Raw genomic sequence first — 20,047 nt, forward strand, 5'->3', positions numbered from 1 at the left:
TGCCAGGGTTGACATAACAAGTGCATAATGTTGTTGAATGTAGAGCCCAAACAATGCGTATACCTTGGTGGAAAGGCGCCCTGGCGATGGGCGGAACGTTGGTTGTACTTGGGGTGGGGGCCTGGGCGTGGTGGACGCATGGCGCAGCGGATGACCGATGGAAAGCGGTAGATCGGCTGATAGAGCGTTCAGTTGGTACGGTGCCAACGATCAGTACAGCTGAACTGGCTACGCGCCTGGATCGGCTCGCACACGAGCGTCCATTGCTTTTGGATGCGCGGGCGCCCGAAGAGTACGCGGTCAGTCACATCGAAGGGGCTCGTCTCTACGACCCCGAATCACCGGCCTCCTCACTTGTTGATACCCTTGATGTTGACGCCCCTATTGTGGTGTACTGCTCGGTAGGGTATCGGTCTGCCGAAGTCGTTCGCCACCTGCAAGCACAGGGCTTTACGAATGTGGTGAATGTGCGAGGCTCTATTTTCATGTGGGCCAATGAGGGACGTCCGGTTGTGCGCGAAGGAGAGGCGGTACGTCAGGTGCATCCGTACGATGAGGTGTGGGGACGTTTGCTTGAAGAGCCGCTCCGTGCAAGCGAGGCGCCCGCTCCCTACAGCACGGGGCGGTAGTCGCCGTTATACAGCCGAGATAGACCTATGGCTTACCACAACGGAACCGGAGACCAGCCCCCGCTTGCGTCCTCGTCGCGATGCTCTGCGTCGCGACGGACGAATGGACGCTCTGCGTCCGACGTAACCCCCGACGTAAGGAAACAAGGTGGTGGATTAGGGATGATAGAGCGTCCGCAGGTCATCCTGACGCCGCCAGGCGGACAGATCTCAACGCCATCCCTGCAGACTCGGCACGTTCAGGGCGCGTGGGGTGAGCAGCAGGGCTTCCTGGCCACAAGGCGCTGAGATGCTTCACTGCGTTCAGCATGACATCCCATGGCCGGACATTCTGGAAATGACATTTAGAGGATGCGCTCTCGTCTCCGGCGATTGTGGAGCGAAGGCTGCTAGTACTGTGGGGCCACCCCCGATCTGTGTAAACTGTAGGAGATAGACAGCGTGGCAGATGCCGTTTTGGCGCGATGTGCGGTTGTGACAGGCATGCGTATCTGTTGTGTTGCAATTGCGCACAACCGTGGGTGGCAAGCTGTCACGTTCCTTCCAAATAAGCGTTTGGCATCATATTCGTGAGGATGTGTTAGTGGATGCGTATCTGTACGCACCCCTTGCTTTCTGTCGAAAAAGAAACAGCCGAGATTATGCATACCCACTTTAGACGACTGGAGCGTTTGTACGGTCGTTCTGCCGCGGCCTCGACCCAGGTGGCGGTGTCTTTTGGACGGGCTCTGCTGAATAGCGATCTGGAAGATCGGTTTCCGGGTGTCACCACAGCCGATCAGTTGGTGAATGACGCGGCACGCCTGGCGGCAAGCTCCCTTAACAAGGAGCATGTTGTTACAGCCGATGAGTTTGAAATCGAAATCCACGAGCCCGACTACACGGGCCCGGTGCAAGCCATGGCACAGGTCGTGCTTACCCAGCCCCCGCGCTCGCTGGTGACGGTGCTGTTGATCGGCAATGACGAAACGGTTATTGCAGAGGCACAAGGGTCATTTACGCCGACGGAGCGCCCCCTGCCGGAACTCACCGACATGGAGGCCGAGCAAGTAGGCCGTTCGGTGCACACCGACACTGCCACCGACGAGGCCATTCTGACGCCCGCCTCGTTCATGCCTGTGTTTGTCACTCCAATGGGTATGGTGGGGTTGAATTAAGAAGGACCACCAAAGTATCTTTGATTATGTCATTGCGAGGAGCGCTAGCGACGCGGTGAGCGCAGCGAGGAAGTGCCTTTAGGGTGCAATCTTGTGCCTTCAAACTGGGCGGCACCCGCCCAATCGGGGGGCATGACTGCGCCCAGTGCCTGTGGGGATGCACTACGCCGCTGCTTGGGGTTCCGCTGAGTCCGGTTCATCGGACGCCGGATGCTGCGGGGTCCAATTGAACAGCGCCGTCATCGCTTCAAACAGTTCAGGGTGTTTGGCACGCATCGCCTCGGGCTCTTCAAAGAAATGCTCTACGGCCACCGCAAAAAATTCCGAAGGCGCCGTTGCTGCATACGGGTCGAGGATCGAGTGCCCCTGTTCGATGCGCTTCATCTCGGTACGCACCAGTGCCTGCCACGACGCCGCCGACGTGCTATCTACAAACGACGGGACGCCATCGGGGCCGGTATTGTCAAAGTCGAACAGATGCGCCAACTCGTGCAGCACGACGTTATCACCATCCGCCGGGCGCATCCAGCTGGCGCGCACCGACGGGGCCGACATAATGAGCGGCCCCTGCTCATGCGCCATCCCATCGTAATTCGCTGAATGGTCGTCGGTGTAGTAGTCGTCGAAGCGGCTCGGGTAAAACAGAATGGACCGTGTGCCGGGCAACTCCCAGTCGGGGCGCCCATGCAACAACAATGCAGCGGCAGCCGCTACGCTTAGGCACAGCTCGTCTGTGAGGCGCACCCCTTGCACCCCCTCAAACGAAAACTCCTCCATGAGAAACTGCACATCCCGCTGAAAACGATTCTGTGCTTCCGCATCCATTGCTGCGTAGGGGGGAAGGTGGCGCATCAGCCAGTGGTGCCAGTCGTCTGGAAATGCCGTCCGAGCGATGCGCCACCGTCGGTAGGAGCGCCGCAATCCACCCCAGATCACTACAGCGGCGGCCCCGATGCCCACAAGAGCGGCCCACGGATGAACCTGTGCTGCAATGATAGCTACGCCTCCTCCTAAGATAGCAGCCAAGCCCAGAGTTGTCCACAAGGTAGAGGGGCGAACAACACGCATACGACACCATGCTATGGATACGAAAAGAACCGAGAACATCGTTTATACGGTAACCCTACCCGATTATTCCGGCATCATCTTTCAGGGGTCTCTCCACGAAGAACCCATGAGGGGCACGCACGCAAGAACAATAAGAGGCGATCGCGGTACAGGAACGTTGCCTTGTAATCGTTGACGAAATCGTCACATCTACCACACCGACCAAACTGCTACGTATGGGTGTCATGAACAAACTCCGGGAGAACACCGGAGTGATTCTTTGGATTCTCGTTTTCTCGTTCGGCATTATCTGGGTCTTGCAAGATTCAGAGGTGTTCGACACCATTGGCCAGCCCACAGGTAACATTGCGGTGGTAAACGGCGCTGAAATTACGCATCAGGAGTACCGTGATGCGGTGCAGCAACAGATGCGCCAGATGCGTGAGCAGATGGGCGGCGATCTTAATCCGCAAATGGAAGACATGATTCGCGAGCAGACGTACACGCAGCTTGTGAACATGCAACTGATTGAGCAGGAGATGGACCGCCTGGGCATTCAAGTGACCGACGAAGAGGTCATGGATATGGTCTATGGTGACAACCCACACCCGATGATTCAACAGCAATTTGCTGATGACACGGGCCAGGTGGATCGCGAACTGATCGCCAATCTGGCGCAAAATCCGGAAATGCGCGAAAGTTGGCTGCAGATGGAGCAGTTTCTGCGTGATGAGCGCCGCGAGAACAAGATGAATACGCTGCTGCAATCAACGGTGCATGTCTCCAACCGCGATGTTGAAGAACATCACTTCCGCCAAAATGCATCAGCAGATGTTGAGTATGTGGCGCTGAACTACGCCTCGGTGTCTGATGAGGAGGTTTCGGTGTCGGATGCTGATCTGGAGGCTTATTATGACGAGAACCGCGATGACTTCCGTCGCGAGCGCACCTACGAAGTGCGCTATGCCATGCTCATGAAAGAAACGACGGCTGAGGACTCCGCAGCAATTGCGCAAGATCTCGAAGAAATGCGTGCCGAGTTTGAGCGGACGGAGGCTCATGAAGACTTCCTGCGGCGCAATGCGTCGGTGGAAGAGTTCACGGAGGACTTTCTCACTCGCGACGAGCTTGGCCCGGCTACGGCAAACGCCATCTACGATGACCTGACCGTGGGCCGTGTAACCGACCCTATTTTTGAAGAGGATGGTACGGTGCGCATTGCCAAAATCTTGGATGTAGAAGACGCTGCAGAGGCCGACGAGCCTGCCGTGCAGGTCGCCATCATGGCGCTTCCGCTACAACCGAGCATGGCGACCATTCGTGAGCTCGAAGATCGGATGGATGATATCTCCTTTTACACCAACGATGGGGGCGACTTCGAAGAAGAAGCCGAAGCCCAAAACGTGCCAGTACGCACGCTCACCGCACAAGATGGCGATGCCGACTTTCCCGATCTGGGACAAAGCCGTGCACTGCGCGACTTCTTGAGCGCCGCTAGCCGAGGCGATGTAAGTGATGTTATTGAGCTTGACGATCGCTTCGTCGTGGCAAAAGTTGAGTCGATCCAACGGTCTGGATATATTGACTTTGCCGACGTGCGCAGCCAAATTGAGCCGCGCGTCATTCAGCAGAAAAAGCAAGAACATCAGGTAGAGCGTATGCAGAGCGCATTTCAGGGCGCCGCATCGCTTGAAGAGTTGGCTGAAAACCTCGACACCCGTCTGCGCACCCACGACGGGCTTACCTTTGACGAAGACGTCATTCCGGGCCTTGGGCGCGATCCCTCGTTTGCAGGCACGGTGTTTGGCCTGGAAGAGGGCGAACAGTCGAACGTGGTAGCCGGTGCCAACGCCGCCTTTGTGGTTGTCCTCACCCGCTGGCATGAGCCCGCGCCACTGACCGAGTCAGAGCGCGAAGAGCTGCACCAGGAACTCCTGGCACAACGGCAGCAGCGCGTCATTGAGCAGTGGATCGAATCGCTGCGCGACAAAGCGTCTATTGACGATCACCGCGGACAGTTCGAGCAAATGTAGCGCGTCGCCTCCTTTCAACCCGCACCACCACAGGGCGCCTTGCATCATGCAGGGCGCCCTGTTTGTATAGTACCGCGTGTCTTCGTTCTATTTTTCCTACCGTTCTATGTCGTATCCAACGCCGTCGAATGAAGCTGAACGGCTGCGTCTAGAAGACGCGGAGTCTTGACACGAGCATAGCGACTGATGAGCGTAGCGAATAAAGATCTCCCCCGAAATGGGCAGGGCCGTTTAATCGTCCAGCGCCTGCTGAGCGTCGGGGAGATGGTTCGGCATGCTCCGGGCTGGGCCCGTCGCGTGCTCACCATGACAAGTTTTTGGAAGGGGGGGACAGAGTTTGGCACCTCTCCGTACCCTAACAACCACGTGTGACAGAGTACTATTGCTGTGTCACACAATGGTTGGGCGGTGCGGCGTCAATGATTTAGCTACGTTGTCAGGGGAGATCCCGGCGCTGGGGCGCCTTGGCCGGGATGACTATGAGTGTTGGCAAGTTCATACTCTACCCTAATATTCAGGTGTAACAGAGTACTATTGCTCTGTCACAGGTCAATCTTCGGGTAACGCATGTACCCTCTGACGTACCTAAACTAACTCACGTCCTTGTCATTGCGAGCGGAGCGAAGCAATCTCATTGCTGCCAGACCGGATGTAGCCGCCCAATCAACGGCATGAGATCGCCGCGCCAGTCGCAGGGCTCCCTCCTCGCGATGACAAGTTTGGACCCTAACAATCACGTGTGACACAGTACTATGGCGTCCATGCTAACGTGCCCTGGTACACGGTGCGGGCTGGGCCGTCGAGGTACCACGGAGCCGGGGCGTCGTTCTCATTGGCAGCGCGGCCAACGGTGAACGTGCCGCCGGGCGATCTAACAGTAACCGGCTCCTCAACACGTTTCTGTCGCAGCGCTACCGCTGCCGTGCCCACGACGCCCGTGCCGCAGGCCAGCGTCTCGGCTTCAACGCCCTTCTCGTACGTGCGCATCCGGATGTGCTGGGGACCTACAACCGTTGCGATATTCACATTGGTGCCTTCTGGCGCAAAGACCGCGTCGTGACGGATGGGCGGGGCCAATGCATCCAGCGGAATGTCATCTATGTCGTCTGCAAAAGCCACCACATGCTCGGTGCCCGACCAGATCTGGTGCCACTCGTATCCAGCTCCGTCTGCTTGTTCGAGAGAGCAGGAAGGCTGGTAGCCCGACGGCGCCGGAATCCACAGCCGTACGGGTGCTTCCGGGGCATCGGGTACGTCAGCGGCATACCGGCCCGCATCCGTGCCAAAGACAAGACGCGAACCGCCTATCCCCGCTTCTGCGGCAAAGCGGGCAAGACACCGCGCCCCATTGCCGCACATGGTCGCGGGCGACCCATCGGCATTCACGTAGCGCATCCGAAAGTCATGCGCTGCGTTAGCAGGCGGATCCAACGCTAATAGCCCATCGGCCCCAATGCCGCGTCGGCGGGGGCACCATGTGGCGGCAAAGCGCTGCAACTCCTCCTCCGAAAACCGAAAAAACCGATTGTCAAGCACGACAAAATCGTTGCCAGCGCCCTCCATTTTCGTAAACGATACAATCAGATCAGGCATTGATCAAACAAACCCTTTCACGGTACATATTACAACGCAGATGCATCCTCGATATGCCCTCTTCATCAACCACCGATCTCGTCCTTGGCCGAAAAACGATTCAGTATCGAAGGCACCGATCCGCTGCTCTTGTTTGGTTTCAACGACATGCACCTGCGCAAGGTTGAAGAGGCCTTTTCTGAGGCCACCATCACCGCGCGTGGTACCGACCTGCATGTCGAAGGGCCTACCGATACCATCGATGCGGTGGAATCGGTGTTCAGTGAACTGGTGGTGCTGCTCAAGCGCAACGGCACCCTCACTGAAGACGATGTGAACACCGTTCTGGCACTGGAGCAGTCGAATAGCGCCCCCCCACCGCCTAGCGATGGCACCGGAGATGTCATTCTGCACACCCCCGATGGCGAGGCCATTCAGCCGCGTACGCCTAACCAGGCTCGGTTGGTCGAAACCGCCCGTGCAAACGATGTGGTGTTTGCCATTGGGCCTGCAGGCACCGGCAAAACATACATGGCAGTGGCTATGGCAGTTGCTGCACTAAAAGAACACCGCGTCAAAAAAATCGTGCTGGCGCGTCCGGCGGTTGAGGCGGGCGAACAGTTAGGTTTTTTACCGGGCGATTTCTACGAGAAGATCGACCCGTATCTGCAGCCGCTGTACGATGCATTGGGCGATATGCTGCCCCACGAAAAGCTGGCCGAATACGTCGAAACGAATCGTGTGGAAATTGTGCCGCTGGCTTACATGCGCGGACGCACCATGAAGTCGGCGTTCGTGATTCTGGATGAAGCTCAGAACGCCACTACCGGCCAAATGAAAATGTTCTTGACGCGGCTCGGGCCGAACAGCCGCACCATCGTTACGGGTGATGTAACGCAGACCGACCTAAAGAACCGCCGCAATTCCGGGCTGGTTCAGGTGCAACATATCCTAGACGGCATTCAAGGTATTGACTTTGTGTACCTTACGCCTAAAGATGTCGTGCGCCACCGACTGGTGCGCGACATTATTGCTGCATACGAAAAGCACGAAGAATAGTGCGCTCGCACACGTCAATGGTTGGGATTGATCGGTTGGGGCTCTGATGCATCTTTCGGAACGAGGTGTGCATATGACGAATGCCTTTGTTCGCTTGGTTGCCCGCTTTCATGCACGCTGCTGCTCCATTTTTTATTGTTGGATGCCCCCGTTCTGGCACTACGCTGGTGCAGCGGCTTCTTTCTGCTCACCCCGATGCAACGGTGCTTCCCGAAACGTTCTTCGTGCGTCGGCTGATGCCACGGCGTAGCCCCCTCACCGATCCACTGACTGCAACTCAGCACCAGAGCCTTCTTCGACGCATTCAGCAGAGCGAAGCGTGGGGAATGCAGTCGCTTGACCCGGATGCGCTACACGGTCAGGCCCAGCGTCATGCTCGCACCGGGGCGGGCGTACTGCGTGCCTGGATGCAGGCTACTGCAGACGCTCACGGCGTGCCCTTCGTCGGGGAAAAGACACCTGACCACGCCTTGCAGATCGAGGAACTGCACCGAGCCCTTCCCGATGCGCGATTTATCCATATCGTGCGCGACCCACGGGCCGTGGTGAACTCATGGCGCTCGGTGCCCTGGTCTTCGGGCTACGCCTGGCGCGATGCCCAACTCTGGCGTGAGCGTGTGGAGGCCGTTCGTAAGGTTCCGGCACCGGTCCCGGTGCACACGATCACATTCGAGACGCTTGTCCACCATCCCGAATCTACGATGCAGCGGGTCGCGGCATTTTTGGGGCTGGATGTACACGCACGGTGGCGTAGCCATGCGCCCGATACGGTGGCGGTTGATGCTCAAGTTGAACCCTGGAAAGCCAACGCCCTGGCTCCTATTGATCCAACCGTAGCTACCCGGTGGCGCACAGCACTCCCGCCTGCCGACTGGGCCATGGTCGAAGCGATGACCGCCTCTGAAATGGCGCATTGGGGGTACTCCCCCGAAACCGATTCCGCTGCTCGTCGGCATGCCCGGCGACGGCGCTGGAGACATCACCTGCAGTGGAAAGTCGGCCTTCTTGTCCAGGCTGCTCGCGACAAGCTTCCTCGCTCCCCATTCAATTGAACGGATTCGCATCTGCGCATGACCATCGGCTATTTGCATGTAGGTCCGCCCGAGCATGGCGTGCACCGCTACGGTGCACTCTTAGACGAGGCCGCTCAAGCTCACCTCGATGCGAACGTCATTCGCGCCCACGCTATCATTAACCGTTCACCTTTCACGGCTCTTCGCGCGGCCCTCGACGCTCTCGCGGCGGCTGACGTAATCCATGTGCAGTACGAGCCCATCAGCTGGGGGGATGTGCAGGCTCCTGCAGCGATCGAGCACCTTATCGATCATACTCCTGCACCGCTGGTCGTGACGGTCCATGACGCGCGTGCAGGATACACCTGGCTCAACCGGGTGCAGCACCTGTGGGCAGCACGGTCTTCCAGCCCCTCCTTTCGGACTGTTGACGAAGCACCGTCCTCCTCGCCGCCCTCTTGGTGGATGCAGTGGGGCGCAAAAGCCGAGCGCGCCTGGCAATTCTGGCGCCGTGAATCGGCCAATGCACGTGCTACGCGTGGTATTCTCAATGCTGCCGCTGCAGTGCTCGTATGCACATCTACCGAACATGCCCGACTCGAACCATTGGCAACGGGCCCCCCAATCAAGCATATTCCCCATTTTGTGGAATCTCGGGTGCTTCCTCGTCGCTCTGTTGCGCGGGCCGAGCTTGATATACCAGAATCTACCCAACTTATTACCGTGCTTGGGTTTATTCATCGCCAGAAAGGGCACGACCGTGTGGTTGAAGCGCTGTCGCATCTTCCCAACTCGGTACGGGCTGCCTTTGTAGGAGCGCCATCAGACCCTGGCGATCGATATGCAACGGCTTTGCATCAGCAAGCACGGGAACGGGGCGTGGCCGAACGCATCCGTTGTACAGGATACGTGCAGGAAGCGACGCTCAACCAGTATTTGGCTGTCACCGATGTGGCGGTATGCCCTTTTCGTGAAGCCACCGCTTCCGGATCCCTCTCCACCTGGATTGCTGCAGGGCGTCCGCTTGTGGTGGCAGATCTTCCGCTGTTCGATAGCTACGAGGCAACGGCGCAAGCCGCGTTTGAGCGCGTTTTGGAAGATACGCCCGAAGCCTGGGCCCGTGCTATCGACGGGCATTTGTCGCGGGGCGCAACGCCTGAAGCGCAGAGCGCCCTGCGGAACCTACAGGAGCGGCTAGCTCTTTCCACCATCATCCACGAGCATGCCACCGTATACACGCACGTGGCTTCCTGATTGCTGCAAATCGCTTTTATGTTGTACAGCCAACCGGTCTTTTGGAAACGCCTCAAATCGCTTTTTGAGCTACGGCGCATGACAACCGTGTCGAGCGGCGTAGCCCTTTCGATATGTATCCTGATTGCAGTGGTGGTGTGGGCCGCGGTTACGCTGCAAGAAACGCGCACGGTCGCATTTAACGTACCCACCAATTTAATCAACGTACCTGAAGACCAGGCGCTGGTAGCCGAGCCGCCTTCGCACGTTCGTGTACAGGTTACCGGTGAGGTGATTCAACTGTTGTATCTGTACTTCAATCCGCCCACGGCCCCCATCGACGCGAGCAGCAGCGAGGTGCGTGTGCAAGAGGTGTTGGGGCTTTCGAGCAGTAATGTACAGCTAGAGAGCGTATCTCCCGAGCGCATTACAGTGCCTCTTGAGCGGCGCGTAGAGCGCTCCGTCCCCATCACATCACGGGTATCCGTGGATCTTGATGATGGATACGAACTCTTAGATCCCCCGCAGCTCAACCCCGACTCGGTAACGGTGTCGGGCGCCGAATCTATTATTGATGAACTGGACGAATGGCATACCCAAGCCTACGAGGCTGGCCGTGTGCGGGACTCGACTCGCATTCAGGTGCCGCTAGCCGATACGCTGGATGCGCTGGTAAGGCGCTCTATTGATGAGGTTACGTTTGTCGCGCACGCAGGCCGGTTTGCCGAAGAGACCCGCGAGTTGTTCGTTCGGGTCATTGATGTGCCTCCAGGTCAAGATCTTGTAGCGCTCGAACCCGCTATGGTGACTGTTCGTTACCGTGTGCTGTTCGATGAGATGTTTGAGGCACGACGTTCAGATGAGTTCTCGGCGGTGGTGAGCTACGACCAGATCCGGCAGGATACGACGGGACGCGTAGAACCCCGTATTCATACGCCTTCTGATCTCACCATTCGCGATGCCGAGGCATCGCCAGCACGACTGCGCTATTTCACGCTGATGTCGTCCTCGGAGTAACGGGGAGCGGGCTTCTGCAGCAGCGAATTGTTCGTGCTGTCCCCCTGTGTCGGTCGTCTGCATGGGGGAGGCTTCAGTGTGCTATCGTTTCGAAGCGGTTGGGCTTACACATCCGTCGAAGTCGTTATATGTTGTTTTATGAGTTTTGTAGATCTGTATGTTTTTCTTAGCGCTGGCCATTCTTTGCAGCGTCGCCATTGGCATCATTTTCAAATATACAGGCCAGCGCGGGGTAGACCGTGTCGCCTTACTCACCATTAACTATTTTGCGGCTGTAGGCGTAGCCTTGGCTCTTCTGGTTACTGGAGGAACCGCGCTGGATGCCGGAATCACCCTCTCTCCCGGTTTGCTTGGGCTAAGCGTTGTGGTCGGCGTGTTACTTATTGCAGGGTTCTTTTTACTTTCTTTGGCCACAGAACTGGCCGGCATGTCGCTGGCGCTGGGCGTATGGCGCGTTTCGGTTGTGCTTCCCTTTTTAGCCTCCTGGTTGATCTGGGCCGAGGCCCCCTCGGTATGGCAAGGGGTTGGCATGTTGTTAGCCGGCGGCGCCTTTTTTATGATTGCCAAGCAGCCCGAACCAGCGGTACCTACTCCTGCTGTTGAGCCCGCCGGATCCGCATCGGGCGCAGACGCCTCGCTACCCGACGATTCGCTACCCGACGATTCGGAGCCCGATGAAGAGGGGCTTACCGATCAACTCGTCGACGAAGCACCCGTCGTGGCCTCCTTTGGCGTGCTGCTGTTGCTCTTTCTGTCGAGTGGTGCCATTGATGTATCGCTGAAAGCCTTCGAGGAGACATTCAACGCCGGGCAGGGCGAGGTGTCGCTCTTTCTGCTCCTGTCTTTTGGAATGGCCGGACTCGTGGGCCTGGTACCCGTTGTAACGAAAGGGGTGCGCGAGCAGGTGTGGCCTCAACGCAACGCCTGGGGATGGGGCATTGTACTGGGGGTGGTCAACTACGGGTCGCTGGAGTTTCTGCTGCGCGCCTTGGAGTATCTGCCAGGCACTGTGGTCTTTCCCATTAACCACTTGGCTATTGTGTTGATCGGAGCCCTCATTGGGGTGCTCGTCTTTAGCGAACGCCTTTCACGCATCAATCTGTGGGGCATTACGTTAGCAACCCTCGCACTGGCGCTACTCATGATGTAGGAAGTCCATGAAGCAACGCATTGTTGGAGGCGCCCTGGCTTTGCTGCTTTTGGGGCTGGGCGCCGGACTTGCCTGGTGGGTGCAAGGACCGTCTGAAGCCGACATCCAGCGCGCCATTGTATCTACCGTACAAAAAGAAACCCCCGAGGCCTTTCTGGTTACGGGCGTGCTGTCGATGCAGGCCGAGGAGCGCGTAACCTACACCGAAAGTGTGGCGCCCGAGTTCTACCAGATGTTGCGCCGCTCGGGGCTGGCCCCCGATGTTGATTTGGTGACGACCGAAGCGAACGTACGGGTTTCGGGGAACGTGACATACGGCTTTTTAGTGACGCAGCTTGAGGCCTCACACATCGAACGGAAGCCCGATGGCACCGTGCACATTACGGTACCGCCTCTGCAGGTGCACAGCGTAGCTCCCGATCTTGAAACGCTTGAGGTGCAGACCGGCACCCGTGGGTGGTTTCGCCTGTTTTCGAGCGATTTAGAGGCCGATGCGCGCGCAGAAGCGCTCTCGGGGGTGCAAGCAGCGCTGCGCCGTCAAGCCGAGCAGCGCCTTCAGGAGCGCGCCCAGGCGCAGGCCAACACCGAAGACGCCCTTGAAGCCATGCTCGCGCCGCCTCTGAAGGCAGCAGGTGTTATACAGCCACGTTTTACTTTCACGTTCTCCGAGGCGGAAGACACCCCTGTCTTGCAAATGCCAACCGATTGATACGATGGGCTCCTGAGCGTATCGGCTACAAGCGTCTCATCGCGTAACAGAGTAACAGAACTGTCTTAAGATGAGGCCCTCCCCATCGTTTTCAAATAATTCTGAAACTGCAGGGCAAACGGGCGTGTAGGCATTGCTACATTATTTTCTCGGGGATCTACATACACACATGGGCCTGTTCTCGTCGGAGAAGCTGACCATCATGGACACGCCGTACGGTATGTTCACCTCCAACGGGTTCTGGTTTCATGTGCGTGAAGACGATGTGCGCGACTATGCCTCGGATGTCCTCAAATACGTGCCCCTCGAAACGCTCATCGCGTATGCCGGGCGCTGGATGCAATCGCCCCAGACCCTGGCAATATGGCTCTTGCCCATACTGATCGTGTTGATCGGGCCCATTCCAGCTGCTGCGTGCGCCCTTGGCGCCTACCTCGGATGGAAAACCTTCTGTCCGGCTCTGGTAAGCTGGAAGGCGATGGGTGTGATGCGTGTCTTGAACGTGGTGGTACTGCAAGGGCTGTTCTACGTGTTTGCCCTAAGCTATCTGGCCGTACAAGACAACCTGATAGGGGTGACCGTTGGACTGGCCGGATTTGTGCTTCTTCGTTGGGGCCTGGTACGCCGGGCGACGGATCCTCTTGTTCATTGGATGTGGCGTGGCCTGTATCGCATGCCCGTTGCCGACCAAGTGCTGAGGGCCGTCATCCTTCGGGCGGCTCGCGCGCACGGAGCCTCCCTCAAGCAACTTGATGAGATGCTGCTTACCGTCATTGAAAACTGGACGGCCCGCGCCGACGACATGGACGATGTGCGTCCGCCGCCTGAACGGCCCGACGCTTCCCGCTAACCGTTGTATCGCCTGCTGCTTCCTGCCTTTTTGCTGATATGCCTGATGCTCGCTCAACTACGCTATACGTGGTACGTCATGGCGAAACCGAATATAATCGCAAGCACATTATGCAGGGCAGTGGTGTTGACTGCCCGCTCAACGAACGCGGAACGGCGCAAGCCAATGCGTTAGCAACCCGTCTGGCAAATGAGGTATCGTTCGATGCCGTGTATGCGAGCACCCTCACACGAGCCCGGCAAACCGCTCGCATCGTTGCTACGCCCCACGAACCTGTCTCCTTTGCGTATCTGGATGATCTCAAAGAGATTGACTGGGGCATTTATGAAGGAACCGAGCCTTCTGAACACCGCGACCAAGCCATGGAAACCATCAAGGAGGCTTGGCGCAATGGTCATGTGGAGCGTGCCGTTGAAAGCGGAGAGTCGCCGCGGCAGGTGGAGGCCCGTGCTCGTCGGGCGCTCGACATTATCGTATCTAGCCACCCGGGCGAAAATGTTCTGGTGGTTACCCACGGACGCTACATGCGCATTATGTTGGCGTCGGCACTCTACAACCACGACCTTACCCGCATGCCCGATGTACCGCACGCGAACACCGGTCTGTACGTCATCCATTACAACGGCGGCACCTATCGTGCTACGGTACGCAACAGCGTAGCCCACCTGTCTGCTTAACGCATCCGGCCACGGGCCTTTCTGCTGCTTGATTTTGTTTTGTTATGCTTCCTCTTTCTCTGGCTTCTGTACACTCTGGCGACCGGCGTAATGCCGATGCGGTGCGCACGGCATTACGCCGGGCCGTACAGCAGGCCATGCAATCCATGAATGGGATTACACAGGTGCGCTCGGTCTCTGTTGAGGTCCCCGCCACCCTCAATCCGCTGGCCTGGGGCGCCATTCAGCCGCATGCCCCATTTGTCTACTGGCGCAGCCGCAGCACTGCAACCACATACGCAGCCGTAGGAACAGCGCATGCGTGGGGCGGGCCTCGCTCGCAACGCAACGCAACGCTGCCACGGGCTACCGTGCGCGATTTGGAGACCTGGCTTGAGCTGCTCCCGCCGGATGTTCGCATCTGGGGAGGGGCTCGCTTCGACCCCACGGCCCATCGTGAGGATGCATGGGGGAACTTTGGCCCGTGGAATCTGGTGTTGCCGCGCTTTACTCTGCATTGCGAAGGCGATACTACGCGCCTCTTCGCCACGCTGGTGGCCCCGCACGACACCCACCACCCCAACGCCGTGCTCAACCAGGTGGATGCCTTGCGATTTGCGTCCGATGGGCCCACGGTGCCTTTCACCACTCGCACCGACCGCACCGACCGTCCCTCTCGCACCGCCTGGATGAAGCAAGTCCGCGCCGCCGTAAGCGCCATTGCCGATGACCGTTTGCGAAAGGTGGTGTTGGCCCGTGCAGTAGACCTTACGTTCGACACCGCGCTCAGCCCATGGGCATTGTTGCAGCGCTTGCAAGAAGAGACCCCCCGCTGCACCGCGTTCGGTTGGCAGCCCAACCGATCCGGACCCGCGTTCATAGGGGCCACCCCAGAGCGGCTCTTTCAAATGGAGGGCTCCACCCTCCGCACGGAAGCCATCGCCGGGACGCGTCCACGCGGGGCCACCCCCGAGGAGGATGCTGCGCTGCGCCACGATCTGTTGAACAGTGCCAAAGATCGTCGCGAGCACGCCTTCGTGCAGGATGCGCTGGCTAACGCCCTGACGCCACTGGCCGATGCAGTTCACGTTCCCGATACCCCGGAAGAGCTCCAGCTGGAGCGCAAGCGCCACCTGCGCTCTGAAATCACCGCCACGCTGTGCTCAAGTACCACTCCGCTTGATGTGCTCAATGCGCTGCATCCTACGCCAGCTGTAGGCGGGACGCCTACCAAAAAAGCGCGCGCTTTCATCCGCGAATACGAGTCGTTTGACCGCGGATGGTACGCCGGGCCGGTTGGTTGGATGAGTCACGATGCAGCTGAAGTGCTCGTTGCAATCCGGTCGGCTCTTGTGAATGACAACACCCTCACGCTGTACTCGGGCGCAGGCATCGTCGAAGGCTCCGACCCGACGTCGGAGTGGGACGAAATCGAAAACAAGCTGGCCGACTTCAAGGCAGCGCTGGAACGATAGTCCCATCCGCTTCGCCTGCCTTCGTAATGCAGGTGCAGCACCGTGTCACACTGAAAGTTAGGGTGGGAGAGGCGTGTCGAGCTCCACGTCGCACCTCGATCAAAAAACGGCGAAGGTAGGCCCCCGACGTACGGAAGGTGTACAGCCCTTGCACCGTCACAGCGTGCTGTGACGCCTTCAGGGGCTGTTCGACGTTCAGCAGCTACTGGCAAAAGCCCTGCTCAATTCGGGGGAGATCTTTCGACTACGCTCAAGATGACAATATAAAAACGAGGTCGTTGTCCACCCAAACATTGATCTGTGACACACCAGTAGGTGCACAAACGTATCGCTTGCCATCTCATTGCAGGAATTTACGGGAGAACCACGGAGCTACGTCACACAACCGAGCCGGATGTGCGTATTTTGATGATGGATACGGGGCGTCTTCTTTCCATGATGGTACCCGTCCGGCTTTCTCATCCTTTTTGATGGTCCTTCCTGTGCATGACTGATTCTGATACGCCTGCTCCCTCTAACGTGCTTCGTACGGCGCCCAATCGCACCCATGCGTGGGCCCGAGCCATGATCGACGAATGCGTTCGTTCGGGTACCAGCATGTTCTTTATTTCGCCCGGATCGCGCTCTACACCCCTAACCACAGCCGTAGCACAGCATCCGAAGGCCCGGGCAATCCTGCATCTTGATGAGCGCGGCGGAGCGTTCGCGGCAATCGGATATGCCCGTGTCACCGGTCGCCCGGCGGGCTGGATTACCACCTCGGGCACTGCCGTAGCCAATGGTATGCCCGCTGTAGTAGAGGCCGCCCAAGAAGGCATTCCCCTTCTGCTGCTCACCGCCGACCGTCCCCCCGAACGGCGCAACACCGGTGCCAACCAGACCATTGACCAGGTGAAGCTGTTTGGCGACCATGTCTGCTGGAGTGCCGATGTGCCGCCCCCCGATGCCGAGGTTCCGTTGGCCTCGGTGCTTACCACCGTCGATCAGGCCCTTCACCATGCGCAGCGTCCGCCTGGCGGACCGGTTCATCTGAATGTAATGTACCGGAAGCCGCTGCATCCGGTAGAACAAGAGGCCTATGAGATCACCGATCCAGCTGTAGAGGCCTGGAGCCAGCGCCGCACCCCGTTTACCACGTATCCGGTACCCGTTCCGCATGCCACCGTCCCAGAAACGCTTATAGACGCCGTGCAGCAGGCCGAGCGCGGACTCATTGTAGCGGGGCGGCTTTCCGATGCCGATGCCAAAGAACTGCTCGAATGGGCGCAGGCACAGCACTGGCCGGTGCTGCCCGACATTACCTCGCAACTCCGCCTCGCGGCCGACTCTCCCGTTGTGCCCTATGCGCATCATATCATACAGGACGCGCCGAATCCTGAGGCACTGCATCCCGATGTGATCCTTCAGGTTGGTGGACGTTTTGTGTCGAAGCCCATGCGGCACTTGATTCGTGATGCAAACGCCTCCGTGCATGCTACCCTTCGACCCGCCCCGCTCCGTGTAGACCCTGACCATCGCTGTACGCACCACATTGAGACGACAATTGAAGCTGCCATTGATGCGCTTCCTACGCGTACGGCAACGCCGGCCTCGTGGAATGGCCAGTGGCAACGATACAACGAAGCGGTCGAGTCGGCCTTCGACGCGCCGCCCGAAGGGATGCCGGCGGTGCATGAGCCTGGTATTGCGTGGGCGATTAGCGAGCACATCCCCGATACCCACGCATGGATGCTAGCCAGCAGCATGCCCATCCGCGATGCTCAGCGCTATGCCGTTGCTTCGGGGCCGGCGGTGCCAGTGGTTGCCAATCGAGGCGCTAGCGGCATCGATGGAACGCTTGCCACGGCGGCGGGCATCAGTGCAGCACGTAACGCACCTACCACGCTCCTCATTGGCGACTTGGCTACGTGGCACGACGTAAACGCACTGGCCCTATTACAGGCGCATCCCGTAATCGCAGTGGTCATAAACAACGATGGCGGTGGCATCTTCCATTTTCTGCCGATTGCCCAGCATGACGATGTGTTCGATCCGTACTTTACCACCCCGCAGGGACGCTCGTTCGACGCCATTGCCGACGCCTTTGATTTGCCGTACGCACGCCCTACCACGCTGTCAGAGTTTACACATGCCTACCAAAACGCTTGCGACCGAGGGACGAGCGCTCTCATTGAAGTCGGCACCGACCGGTCTACCAATGCCGACGTTCATCATCAATTAGATGCACATGTTGCCCAAGCACTTGCCGAGGCTGCGTAATCTGTCGACACCCTTGTTCGCTTTTTTGCGTTTGCCCTGCGACGAATGCGCAACATAATGACGGCGTACGTGTGCAGGAAACGCCCTGGTGTTGCATCTGGAGGCGGCTTGTCGAACCTGACGGACACTTGCTATGCATTCTGATGTCATTTATCTTGATCATGCCGCAACCACGCCCCTCAACGAAGACGTGCTGGAGGCGATGAGGCCGTATCTTACGCAACACCACGGCAACCCATCGTCGGTACACCGGTGGGGCCGGCAGGCGCGCGTTGCCGTTGAAGATGCACGCGAACAGGTGGCAAGCTGCTTAGGAGCTGAACCCAGCGAGATTGTGTTTACAAGCGGAGCCACCGAGGCGAACAATTGGGTGCTTCGCCAACGCCTGGCGAATGCGGGCTCGGGTGCACACCTCATTACCTGTGCAGCAGAGCACGAGGCCGTCCTGGAGCCTGCAGCGTCGTTGGAGGCGCAGGGGTATCGCGTCACACGCCTTACGCCCACGCGCTATGGGCGCATTACCCCCGGCCAGGTGGAGGCCGCGCTTACGCCAGAGACCGAGCTGGTGTCGCTCATGCATGTGAACAACGAAACCGGCGCTCGTACCAACATCCCTGCCATTGCAGAGGTGTGTCGCGCGCACAATGTTGCACTACACAGCGACACCGTGCAATCGATGGGGTTGTTTCGCAATGACGTTCACGACCTTGGCGTAGACTACGCAACGATATCCGCCCATAAGTTCTACGGTCCCAAAGGCATTGGCGCACTCTATGTGCGTAGCGGAGCCGCCCTGGAGCCGCTTATTGAAGGCGGCAGTCAAGAGCGCGATCAGCGAGGAGGTACTGAACACATTGCTGGTATAGTCGGGCTAGCCACTGCCTTACAACATGCATACGACCGCGCCGATGAAGAGCGGGAGCGTCTCTACACGCTTCAACAGCATCTGCTAGAAACCCTCAACGACGCCTTAGGCGATACGCTCGTCATCAACACCCCTCCTGATCGGGCACACCGAGCCCCTCATGTTGTCAACGTAGCAATCCCCCCCCAAAACGACACACCCGTCGATGGCGAAATGCTTATCCTGAACCTCGACATGGAAGGCGTGTTGGCGTCTTCGGGCTCGGCCTGTACCAGTGGAACCCTCACGCCCAGCCACGTGCTCTCGGCCATTGGCCTTGACGACGAGACCGCTGCCGCTGCGGTCCGGTTCTCGCTGGGGCGCACCACCACAGCGTCTGACCTCGACCACGCAGTGGATGCCCTATCCACCACATTGCGTCGTCTCTGTAGGTAGCCCCGCTTCGGCCCCCTTATCTACTGCCCCCGCCCCAAACACTCGTATGTCCAGCGCTCTCCTCGTATTTGCTAAACGTCCACAGCCGGGCCACGTCAAAACCCGCCTCACTCCCGTCCTTACCGATGAGGAGGCAGCACAGCTCTACCGTGCCTTTCTGTTGGATTTGCTTGAGCAAACGCAGTCGCTCGACGCGGATGTACATCTGTTTTGGGATGCGCCGCCCACAAATGGGGTCGCTACCTCTTTTGCCGATTATGCCGATGCCGTACACGTTCAGCAAGGGGTATCCCTTGGGGATCGCCTCAAACACGGTTTCAACACTACCTTTTCAGCCGGATACGAGCGCGTGGCGGCTGTTGGAAGCGACCACCCGACATTGCCCACCGCCTTTCTCCGCGAAGCCTTTCGGGCTCTTGATCGCCCAAAAAGCATCACCATCGGTCCAAGCTACGACGGCGGATATTACCTCATCGGCATGAATAATGCCTATCCCGTGCTGTTTGAGAACATGCGCTACAGTCACCCGCAAGTGCTCACCCAAACCCTGACGCGTGCCGGACGCACCGACGCGTGCCTCACCGTGCTGCCCCGCTGGTATGATGTGGACACGCCTGCATCGCTTCGTCTCATGCTGGCTGACTTGGATGGGGATCTCCCGCCTACGCCTCATACCGAACAAGCCGTTAACGCGCTAGATCTGCAGTCGCTGGTGTAGCAGCACCCCGCGGCCATTAGAAATTCAGTCCGGTTGCCTGTTGCGCGTGCGTTGAGCCTCGCACTGCTGTTACCCATCGCATATTACGTTGAGCAACGTAGTCGGGGGCAATGTCAGGTGCAGGAGGACGGTCAGCAAGGCAACGAATAATAGGCTTACTACTGGTGTGT

General features: G+C 58.5%; 17 protein-coding genes. 15 read left to right on the plus strand and 2 right to left on the minus strand.

Going from position 1 to position 20,047, the window contains the following annotated elements; genetic code table 11:
- The first annotated feature begins 53 nt into the window (after window positions 1-53).
- Complete coding sequence (locus tag ACZ5AL_RS04730; RefSeq protein WP_464512519.1) at window positions 54-629, plus strand: rhodanese-like domain-containing protein; 576 nt, start codon at window positions 54-56, stop codon at window positions 627-629.
- Between the two features lie 608 nt (window positions 630-1,237).
- Window positions 1,238-1,786, plus strand: a complete 549-nt coding sequence (locus tag ACZ5AL_RS04735) for a hypothetical protein (RefSeq protein ID WP_464512520.1) — start codon at window positions 1,238-1,240, stop codon at window positions 1,784-1,786.
- A gap of 162 nt (window positions 1,787-1,948) precedes the next feature.
- Here ACZ5AL_RS04735 and ACZ5AL_RS04740 read toward each other — a convergent pair whose 3' ends face one another.
- Window positions 1,949-2,854: a zinc-dependent peptidase gene (locus ACZ5AL_RS04740; protein WP_464512521.1), complete on the minus strand. Its 906-nt coding sequence runs from the start codon at window positions 2,852-2,854 to the stop codon at window positions 1,949-1,951.
- Window positions 2,855-3,078: 224 nt separating this feature from the next.
- On the opposite strand from ACZ5AL_RS04740, the gene ACZ5AL_RS04745 reads away from it, so the two are divergent.
- Window positions 3,079-4,866 carry a SurA N-terminal domain-containing protein gene (locus tag ACZ5AL_RS04745; RefSeq protein ID WP_464512523.1) on the plus strand — a complete coding sequence of 596 codons (1,788 nt, stop codon included), beginning with the start codon at window positions 3,079-3,081 and terminating at the stop codon, window positions 4,864-4,866.
- A 750-nt stretch (window positions 4,867-5,616) separates the two neighbouring features.
- Here ACZ5AL_RS04745 and dapF read toward each other — a convergent pair.
- Window positions 5,617-6,459 (minus strand): diaminopimelate epimerase, encoded by an 843-nt coding sequence (dapF, locus tag ACZ5AL_RS04750; protein ID WP_464512524.1) that lies wholly within the window; start codon window positions 6,457-6,459, stop codon window positions 5,617-5,619.
- An 84-nt stretch (window positions 6,460-6,543) separates the two neighbouring features.
- Between dapF and ACZ5AL_RS04755 the strand changes: the two genes are divergently transcribed.
- From ACZ5AL_RS04755 to ACZ5AL_RS04810, 12 genes are all read left to right on the plus strand, one after another.
- On the plus strand, window positions 6,544-7,497 hold the full coding sequence (locus ACZ5AL_RS04755) for a PhoH family protein (protein WP_464512525.1): 954 nt from the start codon (window positions 6,544-6,546) through the stop codon (window positions 7,495-7,497).
- A gap of 110 nt (window positions 7,498-7,607) precedes the next feature.
- Window positions 7,608-8,549: a sulfotransferase family protein gene (locus ACZ5AL_RS04760; protein WP_464512527.1), complete on the plus strand. Its 942-nt coding sequence runs from the start codon at window positions 7,608-7,610 to the stop codon at window positions 8,547-8,549.
- Window positions 8,550-8,567: 18 nt separating this feature from the next.
- Window positions 8,568-9,764 carry a glycosyltransferase gene (locus ACZ5AL_RS04765; protein ID WP_464512528.1) on the plus strand — a complete coding sequence of 399 codons (1,197 nt, stop codon included), beginning with the start codon at window positions 8,568-8,570 and terminating at the stop codon, window positions 9,762-9,764.
- Window positions 9,765-9,782: 18 nt separating this feature from the next.
- Entirely contained in the window at window positions 9,783-10,760 is a 978-nt protein-coding gene (locus ACZ5AL_RS04770) for a CdaR family protein (protein WP_464512529.1), read from the plus strand.
- A 157-nt stretch (window positions 10,761-10,917) separates the two neighbouring features.
- Window positions 10,918-11,910 (plus strand): hypothetical protein, encoded by a 993-nt coding sequence (locus ACZ5AL_RS04775; RefSeq protein ID WP_464512531.1) that lies wholly within the window; start codon window positions 10,918-10,920, stop codon window positions 11,908-11,910.
- Between the two features lie 7 nt (window positions 11,911-11,917).
- On the plus strand, window positions 11,918-12,619 hold the full coding sequence (locus tag ACZ5AL_RS04780) for a DUF4230 domain-containing protein (protein WP_464512532.1): 702 nt from the start codon (window positions 11,918-11,920) through the stop codon (window positions 12,617-12,619).
- 169 nt (window positions 12,620-12,788) lie between these two features.
- Entirely contained in the window at window positions 12,789-13,469 is a 681-nt protein-coding gene (locus ACZ5AL_RS04785) for a hypothetical protein (RefSeq protein ID WP_464512533.1), read from the plus strand.
- A 38-nt stretch (window positions 13,470-13,507) separates the two neighbouring features.
- Window positions 13,508-14,146 carry a histidine phosphatase family protein gene (locus ACZ5AL_RS04790; RefSeq protein WP_464512535.1) on the plus strand — a complete coding sequence of 213 codons (639 nt, stop codon included), beginning with the start codon at window positions 13,508-13,510 and terminating at the stop codon, window positions 14,144-14,146.
- Window positions 14,147-14,190: 44 nt separating this feature from the next.
- Complete coding sequence (locus ACZ5AL_RS04795) at window positions 14,191-15,600, plus strand: isochorismate synthase (RefSeq protein ID WP_464512536.1); 1,410 nt, start codon at window positions 14,191-14,193, stop codon at window positions 15,598-15,600.
- A gap of 486 nt (window positions 15,601-16,086) precedes the next feature.
- Entirely contained in the window at window positions 16,087-17,859 is a 1,773-nt protein-coding gene (gene menD / locus ACZ5AL_RS04800; protein WP_464512537.1) for a 2-succinyl-5-enolpyruvyl-6-hydroxy-3-cyclohexene-1-carboxylic-acid synthase, read from the plus strand.
- A 133-nt stretch (window positions 17,860-17,992) separates the two neighbouring features.
- On the plus strand, window positions 17,993-19,159 hold the full coding sequence (locus tag ACZ5AL_RS04805; protein WP_464512538.1) for a cysteine desulfurase family protein: 1,167 nt from the start codon (window positions 17,993-17,995) through the stop codon (window positions 19,157-19,159).
- A 46-nt stretch (window positions 19,160-19,205) separates the two neighbouring features.
- On the plus strand, window positions 19,206-19,877 hold the full coding sequence (locus ACZ5AL_RS04810) for a TIGR04282 family arsenosugar biosynthesis glycosyltransferase (protein ID WP_464512540.1): 672 nt from the start codon (window positions 19,206-19,208) through the stop codon (window positions 19,875-19,877).
- Window positions 19,878-20,047: the final 170 nt, after the last annotated feature.

The organism is Natronotalea proteinilytica (assembly GCF_055379935.1).

Coding starts and splice junctions, on each gene's coding strand:
- ACZ5AL_RS04730 (WP_464512519.1), top strand. CDS start 54: ATGCGTATACCTTGGTGGAAAGGCGCCCTGGCGATGGGCGGAACGTTG.
- ACZ5AL_RS04740 (WP_464512521.1), bottom strand. CDS start 2,854: ATGCGTGTTGTTCGCCCCTCTACCTTGTGGACAACTCTGGGCTTGGCT.
- ACZ5AL_RS04745 (WP_464512523.1), top strand. CDS start 3,079: ATGAACAAACTCCGGGAGAACACCGGAGTGATTCTTTGGATTCTCGTT.
- dapF (WP_464512524.1), bottom strand. CDS start 6,459: ATGCCTGATCTGATTGTATCGTTTACGAAAATGGAGGGCGCTGGCAAC.
- ACZ5AL_RS04760 (WP_464512527.1), top strand. CDS start 7,608: ATGCACGCTGCTGCTCCATTTTTTATTGTTGGATGCCCCCGTTCTGGC.
- ACZ5AL_RS04765 (WP_464512528.1), top strand. CDS start 8,568: ATGACCATCGGCTATTTGCATGTAGGTCCGCCCGAGCATGGCGTGCAC.
- ACZ5AL_RS04770 (WP_464512529.1), top strand. CDS start 9,783: ATGTTGTACAGCCAACCGGTCTTTTGGAAACGCCTCAAATCGCTTTTT.
- ACZ5AL_RS04775 (WP_464512531.1), top strand. CDS start 10,918: ATGTTTTTCTTAGCGCTGGCCATTCTTTGCAGCGTCGCCATTGGCATC.
- ACZ5AL_RS04780 (WP_464512532.1), top strand. CDS start 11,918: ATGAAGCAACGCATTGTTGGAGGCGCCCTGGCTTTGCTGCTTTTGGGG.
- ACZ5AL_RS04785 (WP_464512533.1), top strand. CDS start 12,789: ATGGGCCTGTTCTCGTCGGAGAAGCTGACCATCATGGACACGCCGTAC.
- ACZ5AL_RS04790 (WP_464512535.1), top strand. CDS start 13,508: ATGCCTGATGCTCGCTCAACTACGCTATACGTGGTACGTCATGGCGAA.
- ACZ5AL_RS04795 (WP_464512536.1), top strand. CDS start 14,191: ATGCTTCCTCTTTCTCTGGCTTCTGTACACTCTGGCGACCGGCGTAAT.
- menD (WP_464512537.1), top strand. CDS start 16,087: ATGACTGATTCTGATACGCCTGCTCCCTCTAACGTGCTTCGTACGGCG.
- ACZ5AL_RS04805 (WP_464512538.1), top strand. CDS start 17,993: ATGCATTCTGATGTCATTTATCTTGATCATGCCGCAACCACGCCCCTC.
- ACZ5AL_RS04810 (WP_464512540.1), top strand. CDS start 19,206: ATGTCCAGCGCTCTCCTCGTATTTGCTAAACGTCCACAGCCGGGCCAC.